Annotated in this window: 12 protein-coding genes and 1 pseudogene; 10 read left to right on the top strand and 3 right to left on the bottom strand. The window is 70.5% G+C overall.

From position 1 onward, the window contains the following. The first annotated feature begins 79 nt into the window (after positions 1–79). The 4 genes from ACZ41I_RS31750 (at position 80) to ACZ41I_RS31735 (ending at position 7,088) form a co-directional block, all read left to right on the top strand. On the top strand, positions 80–3,079 hold the full coding sequence (locus ACZ41I_RS31750) for an ATP-binding cassette domain-containing protein (protein WP_468515676.1): 3,000 nt from the start codon (positions 80–82) through the stop codon (positions 3,077–3,079). A 162-nt stretch (positions 3,080–3,241) separates the two neighbouring features. Then, complete coding sequence (locus ACZ41I_RS31745) at positions 3,242–4,129, top strand: FadR/GntR family transcriptional regulator (protein WP_363216990.1); 888 nt, start codon at positions 3,242–3,244, stop codon at positions 4,127–4,129. A gap of 436 nt (positions 4,130–4,565) precedes the next feature. Further along, positions 4,566–6,107: an RNA polymerase sigma factor gene (locus tag ACZ41I_RS31740; RefSeq protein WP_363216989.1), complete on the top strand. Its 1,542-nt coding sequence runs from the start codon at positions 4,566–4,568 to the stop codon at positions 6,105–6,107. Between the two features lie 120 nt (positions 6,108–6,227). After that, positions 6,228–7,088: a serine protease gene (locus tag ACZ41I_RS31735; protein WP_468515675.1), complete on the top strand. Its 861-nt coding sequence runs from the start codon at positions 6,228–6,230 to the stop codon at positions 7,086–7,088. 99 nt (positions 7,089–7,187) lie between these two features. Here the strand turns inward: ACZ41I_RS31735 and ACZ41I_RS31730 are convergent, their stop codons facing one another. After that, on the bottom strand, positions 7,188–7,418 hold the full coding sequence (locus ACZ41I_RS31730) for a DUF7455 domain-containing protein (RefSeq protein WP_363215039.1): 231 nt from the start codon (positions 7,416–7,418) through the stop codon (positions 7,188–7,190). A gap of 438 nt (positions 7,419–7,856) precedes the next feature. On the opposite strand from ACZ41I_RS31730, the gene ACZ41I_RS31725 reads away from it, so the two are divergent. The 6 genes from ACZ41I_RS31725 to ACZ41I_RS31700 all read left to right on the top strand — a co-directional run bounded on the left by ACZ41I_RS31725 (position 7,857) and on the right by ACZ41I_RS31700 (position 15,143). Then, a complete protein-coding gene (locus tag ACZ41I_RS31725) occupies positions 7,857–9,980 on the top strand; it encodes a DNA gyrase/topoisomerase IV subunit B (RefSeq protein WP_363215040.1) in 2,124 nt (707 codons plus the stop codon). A gap of 662 nt (positions 9,981–10,642) precedes the next feature. Then, positions 10,643–11,164 carry a DUF1453 domain-containing protein gene (locus ACZ41I_RS31720; RefSeq protein ID WP_468515674.1) on the top strand — a complete coding sequence of 174 codons (522 nt, stop codon included), beginning with the start codon at positions 10,643–10,645 and terminating at the stop codon, positions 11,162–11,164. Then, positions 11,161–12,312 carry a sensor histidine kinase gene (locus ACZ41I_RS31715; RefSeq protein WP_363215042.1) on the top strand — a complete coding sequence of 384 codons (1,152 nt, stop codon included), beginning with the start codon at positions 11,161–11,163 and terminating at the stop codon, positions 12,310–12,312. Before ACZ41I_RS31720 ends, ACZ41I_RS31715 begins: the two co-directional genes overlap by 4 nt. Beyond that, positions 12,309–12,998 carry a response regulator transcription factor gene (locus ACZ41I_RS31710; RefSeq protein WP_468515673.1) on the top strand — a complete coding sequence of 230 codons (690 nt, stop codon included), beginning with the start codon at positions 12,309–12,311 and terminating at the stop codon, positions 12,996–12,998. Before ACZ41I_RS31715 ends, ACZ41I_RS31710 begins: the two co-directional genes overlap by 4 nt. A 70-nt stretch (positions 12,999–13,068) precedes the next feature. Further along, positions 13,069–13,554: a DUF485 domain-containing protein gene (locus ACZ41I_RS31705; protein ID WP_399772398.1), complete on the top strand. Its 486-nt coding sequence runs from the start codon at positions 13,069–13,071 to the stop codon at positions 13,552–13,554. After that, complete coding sequence (locus ACZ41I_RS31700) at positions 13,551–15,143, top strand: solute symporter family protein (RefSeq protein ID WP_468515672.1); 1,593 nt, start codon at positions 13,551–13,553, stop codon at positions 15,141–15,143. The genes ACZ41I_RS31705 and ACZ41I_RS31700 overlap by 4 nt, the downstream gene beginning before the upstream one ends. 25 nt (positions 15,144–15,168) lie before the next feature. Here the strand turns inward: ACZ41I_RS31700 and ACZ41I_RS31695 are convergent. Both ACZ41I_RS31695 and ACZ41I_RS31690 read right to left on the bottom strand, forming a co-directional pair. Next, a pseudogene (locus ACZ41I_RS31695) lies at positions 15,169–15,363 on the bottom strand (IS5/IS1182 family transposase); the annotation flags it as partial. Between the two features lie 182 nt (positions 15,364–15,545). Continuing rightward, positions 15,546–16,037 carry a hypothetical protein gene (locus ACZ41I_RS31690; RefSeq protein WP_468515671.1) on the bottom strand — a complete coding sequence of 164 codons (492 nt, stop codon included), beginning with the start codon at positions 16,035–16,037 and terminating at the stop codon, positions 15,546–15,548.

Raw genomic sequence — 16,037 nt, 5'->3', positions numbered from 1 at the left:
CGGGTTCGGTCCGCATTGCACGCGATAGCAGATCGGGTTATACCGGAAAAACCGGACATGGCGCGCTATCTTGCTGCAGGTGATCCATGCCTTCGGACTGACCAGCAACCCCCGCAAGGCGCACCCGCCCGCCGTCGACGACGTCTCCTTCGAAGCGCGTGCGGGGGATGTCACCGTGCTCCTCGGCGGCGCCGGCGCGGGCAAGACGACGGCGCTCAGACTGATGCTCGAGCTTCAACAGGGGCGCGGCATCACCTACTTCAGAGGGCGGCCCCTGCACCGGATCGCCCATCCGGCACGGGAAGTCGGCGTGCTCCTCGGTGACGTACCGGGACATCCGGCCCGCTCGGTACGTGGCCATCTGCGCATGTTGTGCGCGGCCTCGGGAGTTCCCGCCCGACGGGCCGACGAGGTCCTCGAAACGGTCGGCCTCGTCAGCCTCCGCGAGGAGCGCCTCGGCACGCTCTCGCGCGGTATGGACCGCAGACTCGGCCTGGCCTGCGCTCTGCTGCCCGACCCGCACACGCTCGTCCTGGACGAACCCACCGACGGGCTCTCCGCCCGTGAGGCGCAGTGGGTGCACGGCATGCTGCGAGCCCACGCCGAGCAGGGCGGCACCGTGCTCTTCACCTCCGCCGATCCCAAGGAAGCCGCGCGCACGGCCGACCGGGTCGTCACCCTCGATGCCGGCAGACTCGTGGCCGACCAGGACGCGCGGGAGTTCAGCCGTACCCGGCTGCGTCCGCGTGTGGCCGTCCGCAGCCCGCACGCAGCGCGACTCGCGGCTCTCCTCACCAAGGAGGCCCGTACCGGCCGCCGCTCCGTCGAAGTCGTACACGAGGGCGGCAACCGTCTCTCGGTGTACGGCTCCTCGACCGCCGACGTCGGCGAGGCGGCGTTCCGCCACGGCATCCTCATCCACCAACTCGCCGACGAAGTGGGTGACATGGGCCCGGGTGCGGGTGCCGGACCCGGCATCCCCGTGTCGGGGGAGGCGGGCGCGGCGGCGCAGGATCCGGCGGCGGATGGGGACCAGGCCGCCAGGTCGGACTCATCACCGGCGGAGCCCGAGGCGACTGTGAGCGGCTTTCCGGCAGGGGAGTCAGGTGCAGCGGGTGCCGACGCGGGACTGGGTGCCGTCCCGCCGGGGGAGACGGGCGTGGAGGCGGAGAAGGAACCGGCGGTGGAGCGGGACCGGGCCGCCATGCCGGGCCCTTCGCCGGTGGTACCGGAGCCGGTCGTGCATGGGTTGCCGATGCCGGAGCCCGAGACGGCCGTGTGCGACTTGCCGAAGGCGGAGTCGGGCGTCTCAGGGCTCGGTGTGGCGGCGTCGGCGTCACACTCCCCGGCGCCTGGCTCGTCGTCGGCGGAGTCGGGTGTGTCGACGCTCGGCTCCTCCGCGCCGGAGCAGTCCGCTGTGCTGTTCGGCCCCTCGTCGGCAGCACCGGGAGGCACAGCGCCGGGTGCCTCGGCGAGAGAACGGGGCACCATGCCGTTCGGCTTCTCGGTGGAGAGCCGCGAGGACGCCCCAGCAGACACCTCGACGCCGCGGCGGGCAGTACCCGGCGGCTCCGTCGGCGAAGAACGGTCGGCGGAGGAAGAACCCCCGCCGGGGCAGGGGGAGCGGGCTCTCGGGGTCGAGGTGCCGTCGTTCGGGGAGGCAGCCGACGTCTCCTCGTATGAAGAACCTCCGGCCTCCTCGGACGGAGAACCCCTGTCGGGCGACACGGCGCAGGCCCTCAGCGGGGAGGTGGCGCCGCTCGGAGAGGCATCCGACTCCCGGACGGGTACTGAGCCGGCAGGGACCACGGCTCCGGTGGCGACCGAGGGCGCGTCGCCTGACGACACCGTCACGAAAGCCGGCGGGCCGGCGCCCGGCGGCGTCGAGCCGGACGGCGTGGACGGGTCAGACGGCGTGGACGTGCCCCTCGGACACAACGCGTCCGGGGACGGGAACGCGTTCGATGGCGGGAACGCGTCCGATGACGGCGAGGGGTCCATCGGCGAGGGCACGCCCGGCGAAGACGGAACCGTTCGTTTCCCCGTCGAGGCGCTCGCTGGAGCCCCCGGCAGCCGGACCGCCGAAGCCGCGGCCACGGTGAGCACCCGGCGCGATGCGATCTCGGCGGGCCAGGCACCGCGGACCGGCGGCACGAGCGTCCCGTTCCGCGGTATCACTGCCCTCCGCACCCTCCTCCCCGGCGCCAGGAATCCCGGCAACGGTCAACCGCACTCCGCGCGCACCGCCCGACCCGACGGCACCCTCGACGCCCTGCCCCCGCTCCCGCCCCCCATCTCCGTCCGCCCCGCCCCCAGCCCCCTCCGCCCCCTGCGCTACGAGATCCGGCGCGCCACCGGCATCGGCGTCGGCTTCCTCACCTGTGGTGTCGCACTGGTGGTGTCCGCGCTCACCGCCGTACTGCTGGCCAGGCTCGGGCACACCCCGCAGGCGCGGCTGTTCGGCGCGTGGCCGCGGGAACTTCCGCTGCCCCCCGCGGCCCTCGCGGCGGGGCTGCTCGGTGCGCTGGCATTCGGGGACGAGTTCCGCCACCCCGCCCTCGCGGCGGACCGCGGCACCGTGCCCCGCCGGCTGGGGCTGCTCACCGCGAAACTGCTCGTCTCCGGAGCCACCGCGACGATGCTGGCCTTCCTCACCGTCGGCTGCGACGCCGAAGCGCTCTACATCGTCTACGGACGGGAGCTGACGCAAGTTCCCGCCGACTGGCTTTCGCTGACCGCCAGTTGGTTCGGTCTGGTCGTCGGCTGCGCCTGGGCCGGTGTGCTGGCCGCCGGTGTGTTCCGGTCCACCACGGGCGGCCTGGCGGCCGTACTCGCCGTGCCCGTTGTCGTCGTCCCCCTCGTGCACGAGGTGATGCGGGGGCCGGCCCTGCACATGACGGCCGGGTTCCCGGTGCGGATGCGGGAGGTCCACCTGCTGCAGTGGCCCTTCGGCGGCGAGCGTTACCTGCTCGGGCTGGTGCGTGTGCTCGCCCAACCTGTGGGAAGCGCACTGGCGTTGTCGCTGTCGGCACTGCTGTGCGCGTATCTGTTCACGTCGCTGCGCACCAGGTTCCGGTGACGAGCATGAGCGCACTTCCGATCCCGCCGTGTGCACAACTCCCCGCGGAAAGCCCATTTCTTTCCGATAAGGCGTCAATTGCGACGGGGTGAGCGATCACCCTTTCGTGTGCTTTTCACCAAAGACCTCAAGGGAGTTGGAGGCGGCGCCGACAAAGGATCCGTGAGTACCCTTGCGCACACCATGATGACCGCCGCCCGCTCCACCGACTCCGGTCTGGCCGGCCCGGGCGATCTCGACCGCTACCCCTACGCGGAGTCCCAGGTGGGTGATCGCGTCGCGGCACCCTCCTGGGAAGGCGCGGACCCCGACCTGGGCCGCGTCGGCCGGCGTGCCGCGGGCAGCCGCGGACGTGGACTGCACGGCCAACTCGTTCAGCAGCTGGGCCAGATGATCGTCTCCGGCGACCTCGGCGCCGACCGTCCGCTGGTGCCCGAGGAGATCGGCCAGCGCTTCGAGGTCTCCCGCACCGTCGTCCGTGAGTCCCTCCGCGTCCTCGAAGCCAAGGGCCTGGTCAGCGCCCGCCCGAACGTCGGCACGCGCGTGCGTCCCGTCAGCGACTGGAACCTGCTCGATCCGGACATCATCGAGTGGCGGGCCTTCGGCCCCCAGCGCGACGACCAGCGCCGCGAGCTGAGCGAGCTGCGCTGGACGATCGAGCCACTCGCCGCCCGGCTCGCCGCCGGGCACGGGCGCGAGGAGGTGCAGCAGCGCCTCTGCGACATGGTCGAGATCATGAGCCACGCCATGGCGCAGGGCGACGCGCTGACGTACTCGCGTGCCGACGGCGAGTTCCACTCCCTGCTCATCCAGATCGCCGGCAACCGCATGCTGGAGCACCTCTCCGGCATCGTTTCGGCCGCGCTGCAGGTCTCGGGCGGCCCGGTCACCTCGTGTGACCGGCCGAACGAGGCGTCCCTCGCGCAGCACGCGCGGATCGTCGACGCGCTCGGCACCGGCGACGGCGCGGCGGCCGAGGCGGCCATGCGTCAACTGCTCACGGTCCACCCCGAGGTCGAGCGCGTGGTACCCGCGCCGCGCGAGCACTGACCTCTGCGGCCAAGGCGGTGCGGTCGCCGGTGCGTGGCGTCCTCGTGGTGCTCGTGGCGGCGCCGGACTCGGATGCCGGCCGTCGCCGGACCCTGCCGGACCCTTGCGGTCCGGCGGGGTCCAGCGGTGCAACGGGTCCCCGAGGTGATGCAGGCGGCCGGGTATGACGCCGCAACTGATCTCATATGTCCATGTCTGACTGCTTTTGATCACTTACGGGGTGTGACTCGGGCCACGCAGATTGGGCGTAACGCTCCTGGAAACAGCGCGATGACCTAAGAGGTGACAGCCGCGGAGGGAATACGGACGCCATGAGAGGCGCTGTGCATCTTCCCGGCCCCGCCCGCGCCGTCGGCCCATCCCCAGGCCGGTGGTCGGCTCCTGTCCGCAGTGGACGGTGCCGGAAGCCGTTTTCCAACGTTCCGAGAGGTTGTTCGTGTCGGCCAGCACATCCCGTACGCTCCCGCCGGAGATCGCCGAGTCCGTCTCTGTCATGGCGCTCATTGAGCGGGGAAAGGCTGAGGGGCAGATCGCCGGCGACGATGTGCGTCGGGCCTTCGAAGCTGACCAGATTCCGGCCACTCAGTGGAAGAACGTACTGCGCAGCCTCAACCAGATTCTTGAGGAAGAGGGTGTGACGCTGATGGTCAGTGCCGCAGAGCCCAAGCGCACCCGCAAGAGCGTCGCAGCGAAGAGTCCGGCGAAGCGCACCGCCACCAAGACGGTCGCGGCGAAGACGGTGACGACCAGGAAGGCCACCGCCACCACGGCCGCCCCCGCGGCGCCCACCGCTCCGATCGCAGCCGATTCCGCCGAGGAAACCGCGCCTGCCAAGAAGGTCGCGGCCAAGAAGACGACCGCCAAGAAGGCGGTCGCGAAGAAGACCGTCGCGAAGAAGACGGCCGCAAAGAAGACCACGGCCAAGAAGGACGACGCCGAGCTTCTCGAGGACGAGGTTCTTGAGGACACCAAGGTCGCCGACGAGCCCGAGGGTGCCGAGAACGCGGGCTTCGTCCTGTCCGACGAGGACGAGGACGACGCGCCCGCGCAGCAGGTCGCCGCGGCCGGCGCCACCGCCGACCCGGTCAAGGACTACCTGAAGCAGATCGGCAAGGTCCCCCTGCTCAACGCCGAGCAGGAGGTCGAGCTGGCCAAGCGCATCGAGGCGGGTCTGTTCGCCGAGGACAAGCTGGCCAACGCCGACAAGCTGGCGCCGAAGCTCAAGCGCGAGCTGGAGATCATCGCCGAGGACGGCCGCCGCGCCAAGAACCACCTCCTGGAGGCCAACCTCCGTCTGGTGGTCTCCCTGGCCAAGCGCTACACCGGCCGCGGCATGCTCTTCCTGGACCTCATCCAGGAGGGCAACCTCGGTCTGATCCGCGCGGTCGAGAAGTTCGACTACACCAAGGGCTACAAGTTCTCCACCTATGCCACGTGGTGGATCCGTCAGGCCATCACCCGCGCCATGGCCGACCAGGCCCGCACCATCCGTATCCCGGTGCACATGGTCGAGGTCATCAACAAGCTCGCGCGCGTGCAGCGCCAGATGCTCCAGGACCTGGGCCGCGAGCCCACCCCGGAGGAGCTGGCCAAGGAACTCGACATGACCCCGGAGAAGGTCATCGAGGTCCAGAAGTACGGCCGTGAGCCCATCTCGCTGCACACCCCGCTGGGTGAGGACGGCGACAGCGAGTTCGGTGACCTCATCGAGGACTCCGAGGCCGTCGTCCCTGCCGACGCCGTCAGCTTCACGCTCCTGCAGGAGCAGCTGCACTCCGTTCTGGACACCCTGTCCGAGCGCGAGGCCGGCGTCGTCTCCATGCGGTTCGGTCTCACCGACGGTCAGCCGAAGACCCTCGACGAGATCGGCAAGGTGTACGGCGTGACGCGTGAGCGCATCCGCCAGATCGAGTCCAAGACCATGTCGAAGCTGCGCCACCCGTCGCGTTCGCAGGTGCTGCGCGACTACCTCGACTAGGTCGCAGTCGTACGACGGCGAAGGCCCGGCCCCCCGTGGGAGCCGGGCCTTCGTGCTGCGCACAGCCGCGTCGTGGATCACTCTGGGTGTCCCAGCACGAACCCGGAGTGAGGAGCCTGCATGCGCCGTTCCGTTGCCCGGTCACTGATCCGGCCGCTTGCCCTGGCGGCCACCATGACCGTGATACCCCTGGTCCACGCCACACCCGTGGCCGCCGACAGCGTTGTCGTAGGGGGCTTTTCGATAGACGTCTCGCAGGCTCCCTGGACGGTCGCACTGTCCAGTCGTGACCGGTTCGGCGGTACCCGGGCAGGCCAGTTCTGCGGTGGCGTGGCGGTCGCCCGCACCACGGTGCTCACCGCGGCCCACTGCATGGGCGACGACGTCCTCGGGGCCCCGCCGAATCGCGTGCACGACCTGAGGGTCATCGCGGGCCGCACCGATCTGCTGTCGGGCGGGGGTCAGGAGATCGCCGTACGTGACGTCCGGATCAACCCGGGATACGACGACGAGACCCACGCCGGTGACTTCGCCGTACTCACTCTCGCCAAGGAACTGCCCCAGAGCGCCGTCGTCGCCATGGCGAGTGCGGGTGACCCGGTCTACACACCGGGCACCCAGGCACTGGTCTCCGGATGGGGGGACATCACCGGCGCGGGCGCCTACCCGCACACGCTGCACGCCGCACGCGTGCGTGTGCTGTCCGACGACCTCTGCGCCCGCGCCTATCCGGGCGGCCCTGACGGCACCTACCGTGCCGACAGCATGCTCTGCGCCGGAGAACCCGCCGGCGGGCCGGACGCCTGCCAGGGCGACAGCGGTGGCCCGCTGGTGGCCGCGGGGCGGCTGATCGGGCTCGTGTCCTGGGGGAGCGGCTGCGGCAGGCCGGGCAAACCCGGCGTCTACACCCGCATATCCGACGTCGTGCGAAGCCTTCAGGCGGTCTCAAGGAGCCAGAAACAGCCCCACGGGCGCCCCTGAGGCGTCCGTACGGGGCATGAGCGCGGGCGGTCGCTCCTCTGGAGGAGCGACCGCCCGTTCACCGGCCTGTGCCGGGCTGGCTCGTCGGGTGTGCGAGATTCAGCGCTCTTCGTCGGTGGGGGTGTTCGGAACGGACGTCAGTCGCTCCGTCTCGTCCTGTATCTCAGCGGCGATCTTCTTGAGTTCCGGCTCGAACTTGCGACCGTGGTGGGCGCAGAAGAGCAGTTCTCCGCCGCTCAGCAGGACGACGCGCAGGTATGCCTGGGCGCCGCAGCGGTCGCAGCGATCGGCGGCCGTCAGCGGGCTCGCGGGGGTCAGAACAGTAGTCACGTCGCCTCTTCTCTAGCTCGACGAGCTGTCGTACCAGGGTCAACATCCAACCAGCCCGAAAACGTTCCCGCTCGTGGCTTTTCCTTGAAAAAACTTCCAGGGCGGCTGGTTGCTGCCGGTTGGCGGCGAATGTGCCGTAGTGCGTCTCTTGAGTGCTTACGGTTTCGCGCTGTGGTGTGTCTTGGTCCTCCCGGCCGGGTTGCCGGTTGTTCATGAGGACGTGCCCGGAGCCTAAATGGTTCATGCCTCCAAGGGAACGTGATGTGTACTTCACTCCATCGAGGGATCGAACGTGTATACGAGTCTGGACTAGTCTGAGTTCTCGACGAGGGTGGCGTTACACCGGCTCTACCAGGCCTCGGTACCCTCTGAGCGGCGACCGAAGCCGCCCCCTTACCCAGTAGGGGGCCCACTGAAATTCAGCGAGGAGCGAACCGCGTGACCGCCGATACGTCCGTGCCGTCCACAGCGCTGCTGGCAGGAGCAGACCGGGACGGTTCCAACTACACCGCGCGGCACCTGCTCGTCCTCGAGGGCCTCGAGGCCGTGCGCAAGCGCCCGGGCATGTACATCGGCTCGACCGACAGCCGCGGTCTGATGCACTGCCTGTGGGAGATCATCGACAACTCCGTGGACGAGGCCCTCGGTGGCTACTGCGACCACATCGAGGTGGTCCTCCACGACGACGGCTCCGTCGAGGTGCGGGACAACGGCCGCGGCATTCCCGTGGACGTGGAGCCCAAGACCGGCCTGTCCGGCGTCGAGGTCGTCATGACCAAGCTGCACGCGGGCGGCAAGTTCGGCGGCGGCTCGTACGCCGCCTCCGGCGGTCTGCACGGCGTCGGCGCCTCCGTGGTCAACGCCCTGTCCGCCCGTCTCGACGTCGAGGTGGACCGCGGCGGCCACACGCACGCCATCAGCTTCCGGCGCGGCGTGCCGGGCGCCTTCGCGGCCGACGGCGCCGAGGCGAAGTTCGAGGCCAAGAGCGGCCTGCGCAAGGCCAAGAAGATCCCCAAGACCCGGACCGGCACGCGGGTGCGGTACTGGGCCGACCGGCAGATCTTCCTCAAGGACGCCAAGCTCTCCCTGGAGAACCTGCACCAGCGCGCCCGCCAGACGGCCTTCCTGGTGCCGGGCCTGACCATCGTCGTCCGCGACGAGTACGGCCTCGGCGAGGGCGGCAGCAAGGGCGAGGAGTCCTTCCGCTTCGACGGCGGCATCAGCGAGTTCTGCGAGTATCTGGCGGGCGACAAGCCGGTCTGCGACGTCCTGCGCTTCTCGGGCCAGGGGACCTTCAAGGAGACCGTCCCGGTCCTGGACGAGCACGGTCAGATGACCCCCACCGAGGTCACGCGTGAGCTGGGCGTCGACGTCGCCCTGCGCTGGGGCACGGGCTACGACACCACGGTCCGGTCCTTCGTCAACATCATCGCCACGCCCAAGGGCGGCACCCATGTCGCCGGCTTCGAGCAGGCCCTCACCCAGACGATGAACGACGTGCTGCGGGCCAAGAAGCTGCTGCGGGTGGCCGAGGACAACATCGTCAAGGACGACGCCCTGGAGGGCCTCACCGCCGTCGTCACCGTGCGCCTGGCCGAGCCGCAGTTCGAGGGGCAGACCAAGGAGGTCCTCGGCACCTCGGCGGCCCGGCGCATCGTGAACAACGTGGTCACCAAGGAGCTGAAGGCGTTCCTGACCGCCACCAAGCGGGACGCCGCCGCGCAGGCCCGGGTCGTCATGGAGAAGGTGGTGGCCGCCGCCCGTACGCGCGTCGCGGCTCGCCAGCACAAGGACGCCCAGCGGCGCAAGACCGCCCTGGAGTCCTCGTCCCTGCCGGCGAAGCTCGCCGACTGCCGCAGCGACGACGTCGACCGCAGCGAGCTGTTCATCGTCGAGGGCGACTCCGCGCTCGGTACGGCCAAGCTGGCGCGGAACTCCGAGTTCCAGGCCCTGCTGCCGATCCGCGGCAAGATCCTCAACGTGCAGCGGTCGTCCGTGACCGACATGCTGAAGAACGCCGAGTGCGGCGCGATCATCCAGGTCATAGGAGCGGGCTCGGGCCGCACCTTCGACATCGACCAGGCCCGCTACGGCAAGATCATCATGATGACCGACGCCGATGTGGACGGCTCCCACATCCGGTGCCTGCTGCTCACGCTCTTCCAGCGCTACATGCGTCCCATGGTCGAGGCCGGCCGGGTCTTCGCCGCGGTGCCGCCGCTGCACCGCATCGAGATCGTCCAGCCGAAGAAGGGTCAGGACAAGTACGTCTACACGTACTCGGACCGCGAGCTGCGCGACAAGCTCATGGAGTTTCAGAGCAAGGGCATCCGGTACAAGGACTCCATCCAGCGCTACAAGGGTCTGGGTGAGATGGACGCCGACCAGCTGGCCGAGACCACGATGGATCCCCGTCACCGCACCCTGCGGCGTATCAACCTCTCCGACCTGGAGGCTGCCGAACAGGTATTCGACCTGCTGATGGGCAACGACGTCGCACCACGCAAGGAGTTCATCTCCAGCTCGGCGGCGACGCTGGACCGGTCGCGCATCGACGCGTAGCCGCTGCGCTGGGCTTCGGCCGAGTGGGCTGGGGCCGACTGGCTTCGGCCGAACGGGGGCTCTGTCCTCGCGCAGGCCGAGAGGGCCTTGTCCGGGGGTCGGCGCGAGCGGAGGCGGCTGAGCGGGGTCGACGGGGCTTGTGGGCCGGCGGAGTGGCGACGACTGGTCGTTCTTCGCCGGTCGCTTGGTCGAGGGCCGGCCGAGTGCCGGCGGAGTGGAGGTGCGTCGGTCGTGGCCGGCGTCTTTCGTCGTCCACCGGCTCATCCCTTCCGTACCCAGGCCGACCTTCCTGCACCGGTCGGACGGCTGTCCGCGCCGTCGGCGCCGGTCGGGCGGCAGTCCAAGTCGTCGGCACCGGGCGGCCGGGAGTGCGTGTTGTCGGCTCCGGCCGGCAGCGAGATCGCGTCGCCGGCACTGGTTGGCCAGGGGTCTCCGCGCAGGCGGCGCCGGTCGGCCCGGTACCCCGCCATGGCCGACCACGCCTTCTTCCGACCCCGCTTCCGCCCTGACCGGTCTCTACACCCGTGGGTGGAGAGCGACCGCTCCAGGTTTCCACCCCTGATCCACCCCGGCGCCGATCTCCCGACCTGCGCTTTTCCGTAGCTTCGTAGGTGTCGGCAGCGCCCGCTCCCGGCACCACCTTCTCGCTCACGGAGGCTCTGATGTCCGGGCTCGTCAACGCGCTGGTGATAGGGGCCGTCGCCGCCACGGTGATCGCGCGGCAGTTCCGTGCCCGCGCGATCAGCACCGACCGGCGCTGGTGGCTCGTCCCGGTCATCCTCGCCGTCGTCGCGCTGCGCGAGCCCGGCATCCTGGACGCCCACCACCGCGCGGAATCCGCCGTACTGCTCGCGGTGGAGCTGCTCATAGGTGTGGCCACCGGCGCCGGCTGGGCGTGGACGACCCGCGTCTGGACGGCTCCGGACGGCGTCGTATGGACCAAGAGCACCAAGGCAAGCCTCGCCGCATGGGGAGTGGGCATCGCCCTGCGGATCGGTCTCTACGCCCTCGGCCTCGCGCTCGGCCTGCACCAGAACAGCTCCGCTCTGATGCTCACCCTCGGCGCCACGCTGCTGGTCCGCGACGGCATCCTGGTCTGGCGGGCGCAGCCCCTCGGCCCCGCGGACCGTCCGGCCCCGGCGTACGGTGACGGCATGCGGTCGGCCTGGAAGGAGCGCGTGTGACGGAGTACGCCTTGACCCGCTGGCCGTCGCGAGAGGCGCTCGGCCGCGAGGGCACCTCCCGCACCCGGCGCATGATCGCCTGGGCCGTGAGACTGCTCGTGCTCGTGCTGCTGCTGTGGAGCGCCTTCAGCCAGAGGCATGTCGGCGTCTGGAGCGGACTCGCGGCAGCGGCGGGAGTTCTCCTCGCCGCTCTCGTCTCCTGGGCCTTCTTCCGGACCACCTACCAGCACCGGCTGGTTCCCTCCCTCGCCTTCATCGGCATCCTCCTGGGGATCGCCGTCGTCGCCGAGGCAACGGGGTTCACAGCGCCGGCCCTGGTGCTCTGGTGCGGCTGCGGAATCAGCGCCCTGGAGCGGCTCCCGCTGGGAGCAGCAGTACCCGTGGCGTCGGTCGCGCTGGCCTCGTACTCCGCGTTCAACAACGACGCATGGCTGACCACGGCCGCCACCGTGGCCGGCATGGCCCTCGCCGGATACGTCCTGCGGCTGGACGCGGAGGCCCGCGGCAACGCGCAGCGGCTCCTTGCCCAGGAGCGTGCCGCCCGGTCGGCCGAAGCCGAGTCCGCAGCGCTGGCCGAGCGAGCGCGGATCGCACGAGAGATCCACGACGTGCTGGCCCACAGCCTCTCGGCGCAGCTGGTGCACCTGGAGGCGGCCCGGCTGCTGATCGAGAACGGCGCGGACCGCGAGCGGATCCTGGAGCGGGTGGTGGCCGCGCGGGGCATGGCTCGCGACGGACTCGCCGAGACCCGGCAGGCCCTGTCCGCGCTGCGGGGCGAACTGACCCCGCTGGAGGACTTCCTGGGCGAACTCGTCAGCGGAGCCGACGGCGCCGAGGTCACCGTGACGGGTGAGCGCAGGCCCCTGTCGGCCGAGGCCTCCCAGGCCGTGCGCAGAGTGGCCCAGGAAGCACTGACGAACGTCCGCAAGCACGCCCACGGTGCCAAGGTGCAGCTGCGGCTCGACTACAGCGAACACGAAGTGACGCTCGCGGTACGGGACTCGGGCGGGCGGCCGGGTGAACTGACGGGGTCGGGGGGCGGATACGGTCTGCTGGGCATGCGGGAGCGTGCCGAGCTGCTGGGCGGCTCTCTGGACGCGGGGCCGGGCGAGGAGGGGTTCGTGGTGACGCTGAAGGTACCTGTATGACGGAGACGGAGGGGGAGAAGAAGCCCGCACGGGTGGTGGTCGCCGACGACCAGACCGTGGTCCGGGAGGGCATCGTGATGCTGCTCGGACTGCTGCCCGGTGTGGAGGTCGTGGGTTCCGCGGGAGACGGCGAGGAGGCGGTGCGCCTGGTGGCGGAACTGGCCCCGGACGTCGTCCTGATGGACCTCAGGATGCCCCGCTGCGACGGTGTGGAGGCCACCCGGCGGATCCGGGCGCAGCATCCCGGGACCCAGGTCGTGGTGCTCACCACATTCGCGGACGACGAGTCGTTGTTCCCCGCGCTGCGCGCCGGCGCCCGGGGCTATCTGACCAAGGACGCGGGCGGTGACGAGATCGTGCGTGCCGTGGAGAGCGTGCTGTCGGGGGACGCGGGTCTGTCGCCGAGCGTCCAACGCCGGTTGCTGGAGCGGCTGTCACAGCCCGAGCCCAGCCCGCCGGTGACCGCCGATACGCCGCCCGACGGGCTGACCGCCCGGGAGACCGAGGTCCTGCTGCTGATCGCCGAAGGACTCAGCAACCAGGAGATCGCCCGCAAGCTGCATGTGTCGACCGCGACCGTGAAGACACACATCAACAATCTCTTCTCCAAAACGGGACTCAAGGACAGGGCACAGGCGGTGCGTTACGCCTACAGCAAGGGGCTGGTGCGGCCGCCCACGCAGTGAAGTCACCTGATGGGGTGAAGAGCCGAGAGAAGAAGAGTCGGGGATCTTCCGGGTCTGTCCATCCTTGGGCATGCAGTCAAGCAATGATCGTCCTCGGGGAGCCGGGGACGAGGACCCCTGGTGCGACGCGTTGGCCTCCGGCTGGGACGAGCTGGACGGCGCCGGTGTGCCGGTGCCCGCCGTACCGTCCGCTCGCGGGGAGCGGAGCGGAACGGCCGTCCGTGCCCGGGACGTGTACGCCGAGGTGCAGCGCAGTGCGGCCTTCCAGGAGGTGCGCACCAGGTACCGGCGGTTCGTCGTGCCGGGAGTCGCCGTGTTCCTCGTCTGGTATGTGAGCTATCTGGTCACCGCCACGGCCGCTCCGGGGCTCATGGCCCGGCCCGTGGCCGGGGCGGTGAACGTGGGCATGCTGGCCGGGCTGGGACAGTTCCTCACCACGTTCCTGCTCACCTGGGCCTACGCACGGCATGCGCGGCTGCGCCGGGACCGGGCGGCGCTGGAGCTGCGCTGGGACACCCAGGAACTGACCCGCGGGGCACGGGGAGGCGCCTCGTGACCGATCGGCACCAGGTGCTGGCGCTGCTGCTGTTCAGCGGCTTCGTGGCCGTCACGCTCGGGATCACGACGTGGGTGAGCCGTCGCCGGCACGGTTCGGCGGAGGAGTTCTATGCGGGAGGGCGGTTGTTCTCTCCCATGGAGAATGGTTTTGCCATCGCGGGTGACTACATGTCGGCCGCCTCCTTCCTCGGGGTCACCGGGCTGATCGCGCTGTACGGGTACGACGGGATGCTGTATGTGGTGGGCTTTCTCGTGGCCTGGCTGGTGGTGCTGTTCTTCGTGGCCGAACTGGTCCGCAACTGCGGGCGGTTCACGCTGGCCGACGTGGTGGCCGCGCGGATGCGAGAGCGGCCGGTGCGGATCGCGGCGGGAACCTCCTCGGTCACGGTGTCCGTTCTCTACCTGGTGGCGCAAATGGTCGGCGCGGGCAGTCTGGTGGCGTTGCTGCTGGGGCGGACGAGCGGAGCTGCCGGGGCATGGGTGGTCGTCGGGGTCGGCGCGCTGATGGTGATCTATGTGTCGTTGGGAGGGATGCGGGCCACCACCTGGATCCAGATCGTGAAGGCGGTCCTGCTGCTGGGCGGCACGGTCGCGCTGACCGTGCTTCTCCTGCTGCGCTTCCACGGCGACGTCGACCGGTTGCTGCTCACGGCCGCCGAGCGCAGCGGTCATGGAAGGGCGTTCCTGGCGCCGGGCCTCAAGTACGGGGGCACCTGGACCGCCCGCCTGGACTTCATCAGCCTGGGACTGGCCCTGGTGCTGGGCACGGCGGGACTGCCGCACATCCTGTCGCGCTTCTACACCGTGCCCACCGCGCGGGCCGCCCGCCGCTCCGCGGTGTGGTCCATCGGGCTGATCGGCGGCTTCTATCTGATGACGATCGTGCTCGGCTTCGGAGCGGCCGCGGTCGTGGGGCCGGATGCGGTACGCGGTTCGAACGCGGCAGGGAACACGGCGGTGCCCCTGCTCGCACTGGAGCTGGGCGGCGGCGCGGGTTCCACCGGCGGAACGGTTCTCTTCGCGGTCGTCGCCGCCGTCGCGTTCGCCACGATCCTCGCCGTGGTCGCCGGCATCACGCTTGCCTCATCGGTGTCGGTGGCGCACGACCTGTACGCGTCGCTGCGGCGGTCTCGCCCCACGGCGCGCAGCGAGGTGACGGTGGCACGGTGGGCGGCGGTCGGCACCGGCGTCGTGGCGATCGCGCTCGGTCTGCTGGCCCGTGATCTCAACGTCGCCTTCCTCGTCGGTCTCGCGTTCGCCGTCGCCGCGTCGGCGAACCTTCCGGTACTGCTGTATTCGCTGTTCTGGCGAGGTTTCACCACCCGCGGTGCGGTGTGGGCCGTGTACGGCGGGCTGATCCCGGCGCTGGGACTCGTGCTGCTCTCCCCGGTGGTGTCCGGCAGCCCGGGCTCCCTCTTCCCGGACGTCGACTTCCAGTACTTCCCGTTGCAGAACCCGGGCATCGTCTCCATCCCGCTCGGCTTCCTCGCCGGCTGGCTGGGCACGGTCACCTCGATCGAGGTCGCGGACGAGGCCAAGTACGCCGAGACGGAGGTACGGTCGCTGACCGGCGCCGGTGCCGCCTAGCCGGGCACGCGGTCCGTCCGGCGTGGCGGGTGGCGATCCCTCGCCACTGTTTCAAGCGGTTGAAGCAGCGTTCGACTACGTTGCGCCGCTCACAGAGACGCCTGTCGAAGGCCGGCGGGCGCCCGCCGCGACGGCCGCGCCGGAGCCGGTGGCGGATCTGGTCGGACCGTTCCGGGACGGTGTGGCCGACGCCCCGCCGCCCGAGCCAGGCCCGGATCGCTTCGTAAAGGCGAGCGGACGCCCCAGGGAGTCGCCCGCCAGGTGAATCCTGCTGGTCAGTCCGCCTCGGGCCTGGTCGGCCTGGAGCATCCGCTCGAACCTGCCGTCCAGGGCCCACCGGCGGAACCGGGTGCTGCCTCGCAACGACTCGGGCAGCAGCGGCCGGACGAACTCCCACTCGACTCAGTTTCTGCGGCGCCGCGCGACGACGAACAGGGTGCCGCCCGTGATCAGGGCGACCAAGGCCGCCGCAGCCGCGTACCAGGGCAGCGCGCCGGTGCCCGTGTCGGCCATCGAGCCCTGCCCGGTGCTGCCCGAAGCCGCGGTGCCGGATCCGGCCGAGGCGGAGCCGGAGGTGCCGCCGGAGGCCGAACCGCCGCCGGAGCCGCCCCCGGAGGAGGAGCCGCCCCCCGAGGAGGAGCCGGAGCCGTCGCCCTGGGAGCCGTCGGCGGTCACCGTGATCGCCGCGGTGTTGTCCTTGGCGTTGCCGTCCCGGGTCGACGGCGTCACCTTGATGGAACCGGGTGCGAGGTCGGCCGGCTTGTCGATGCGGAGGTCGAACACGAACGGCGTGAGCTGTCCGGCGTCGAAGTGCGAGTCGTTCTGGTCCCGGCCGCCCTTGAGAGGGCTGGGGCCGGTGAACGTCTCCGGAACCGGCAAGACCAGCCCTGCCAA

The organism is Streptomyces sp. NPDC030799 (assembly GCF_055572255.1).
Note: the sequence above shows the minus strand (reverse complement) of the source record. Positions and strands in the feature narration are given on the sequence as shown.

Excerpts from the sequence above, each read along its gene's own strand:
- ACZ41I_RS31735 (WP_468515675.1), top strand. The coding sequence starts at position 6,228 with ATGCGCCGTTCCGTTGCCCGGTCACTGATCCGGCCGCTTGCCCTGGCG.
- ACZ41I_RS31720 (WP_468515674.1), top strand. The coding sequence starts at position 10,643 with ATGTCCGGGCTCGTCAACGCGCTGGTGATAGGGGCCGTCGCCGCCACG.
- ACZ41I_RS31710 (WP_468515673.1), top strand. The coding sequence starts at position 12,309 with ATGACGGAGACGGAGGGGGAGAAGAAGCCCGCACGGGTGGTGGTCGCC.
- ACZ41I_RS31705 (WP_399772398.1), top strand. The coding sequence starts at position 13,069 with ATGCAGTCAAGCAATGATCGTCCTCGGGGAGCCGGGGACGAGGACCCC.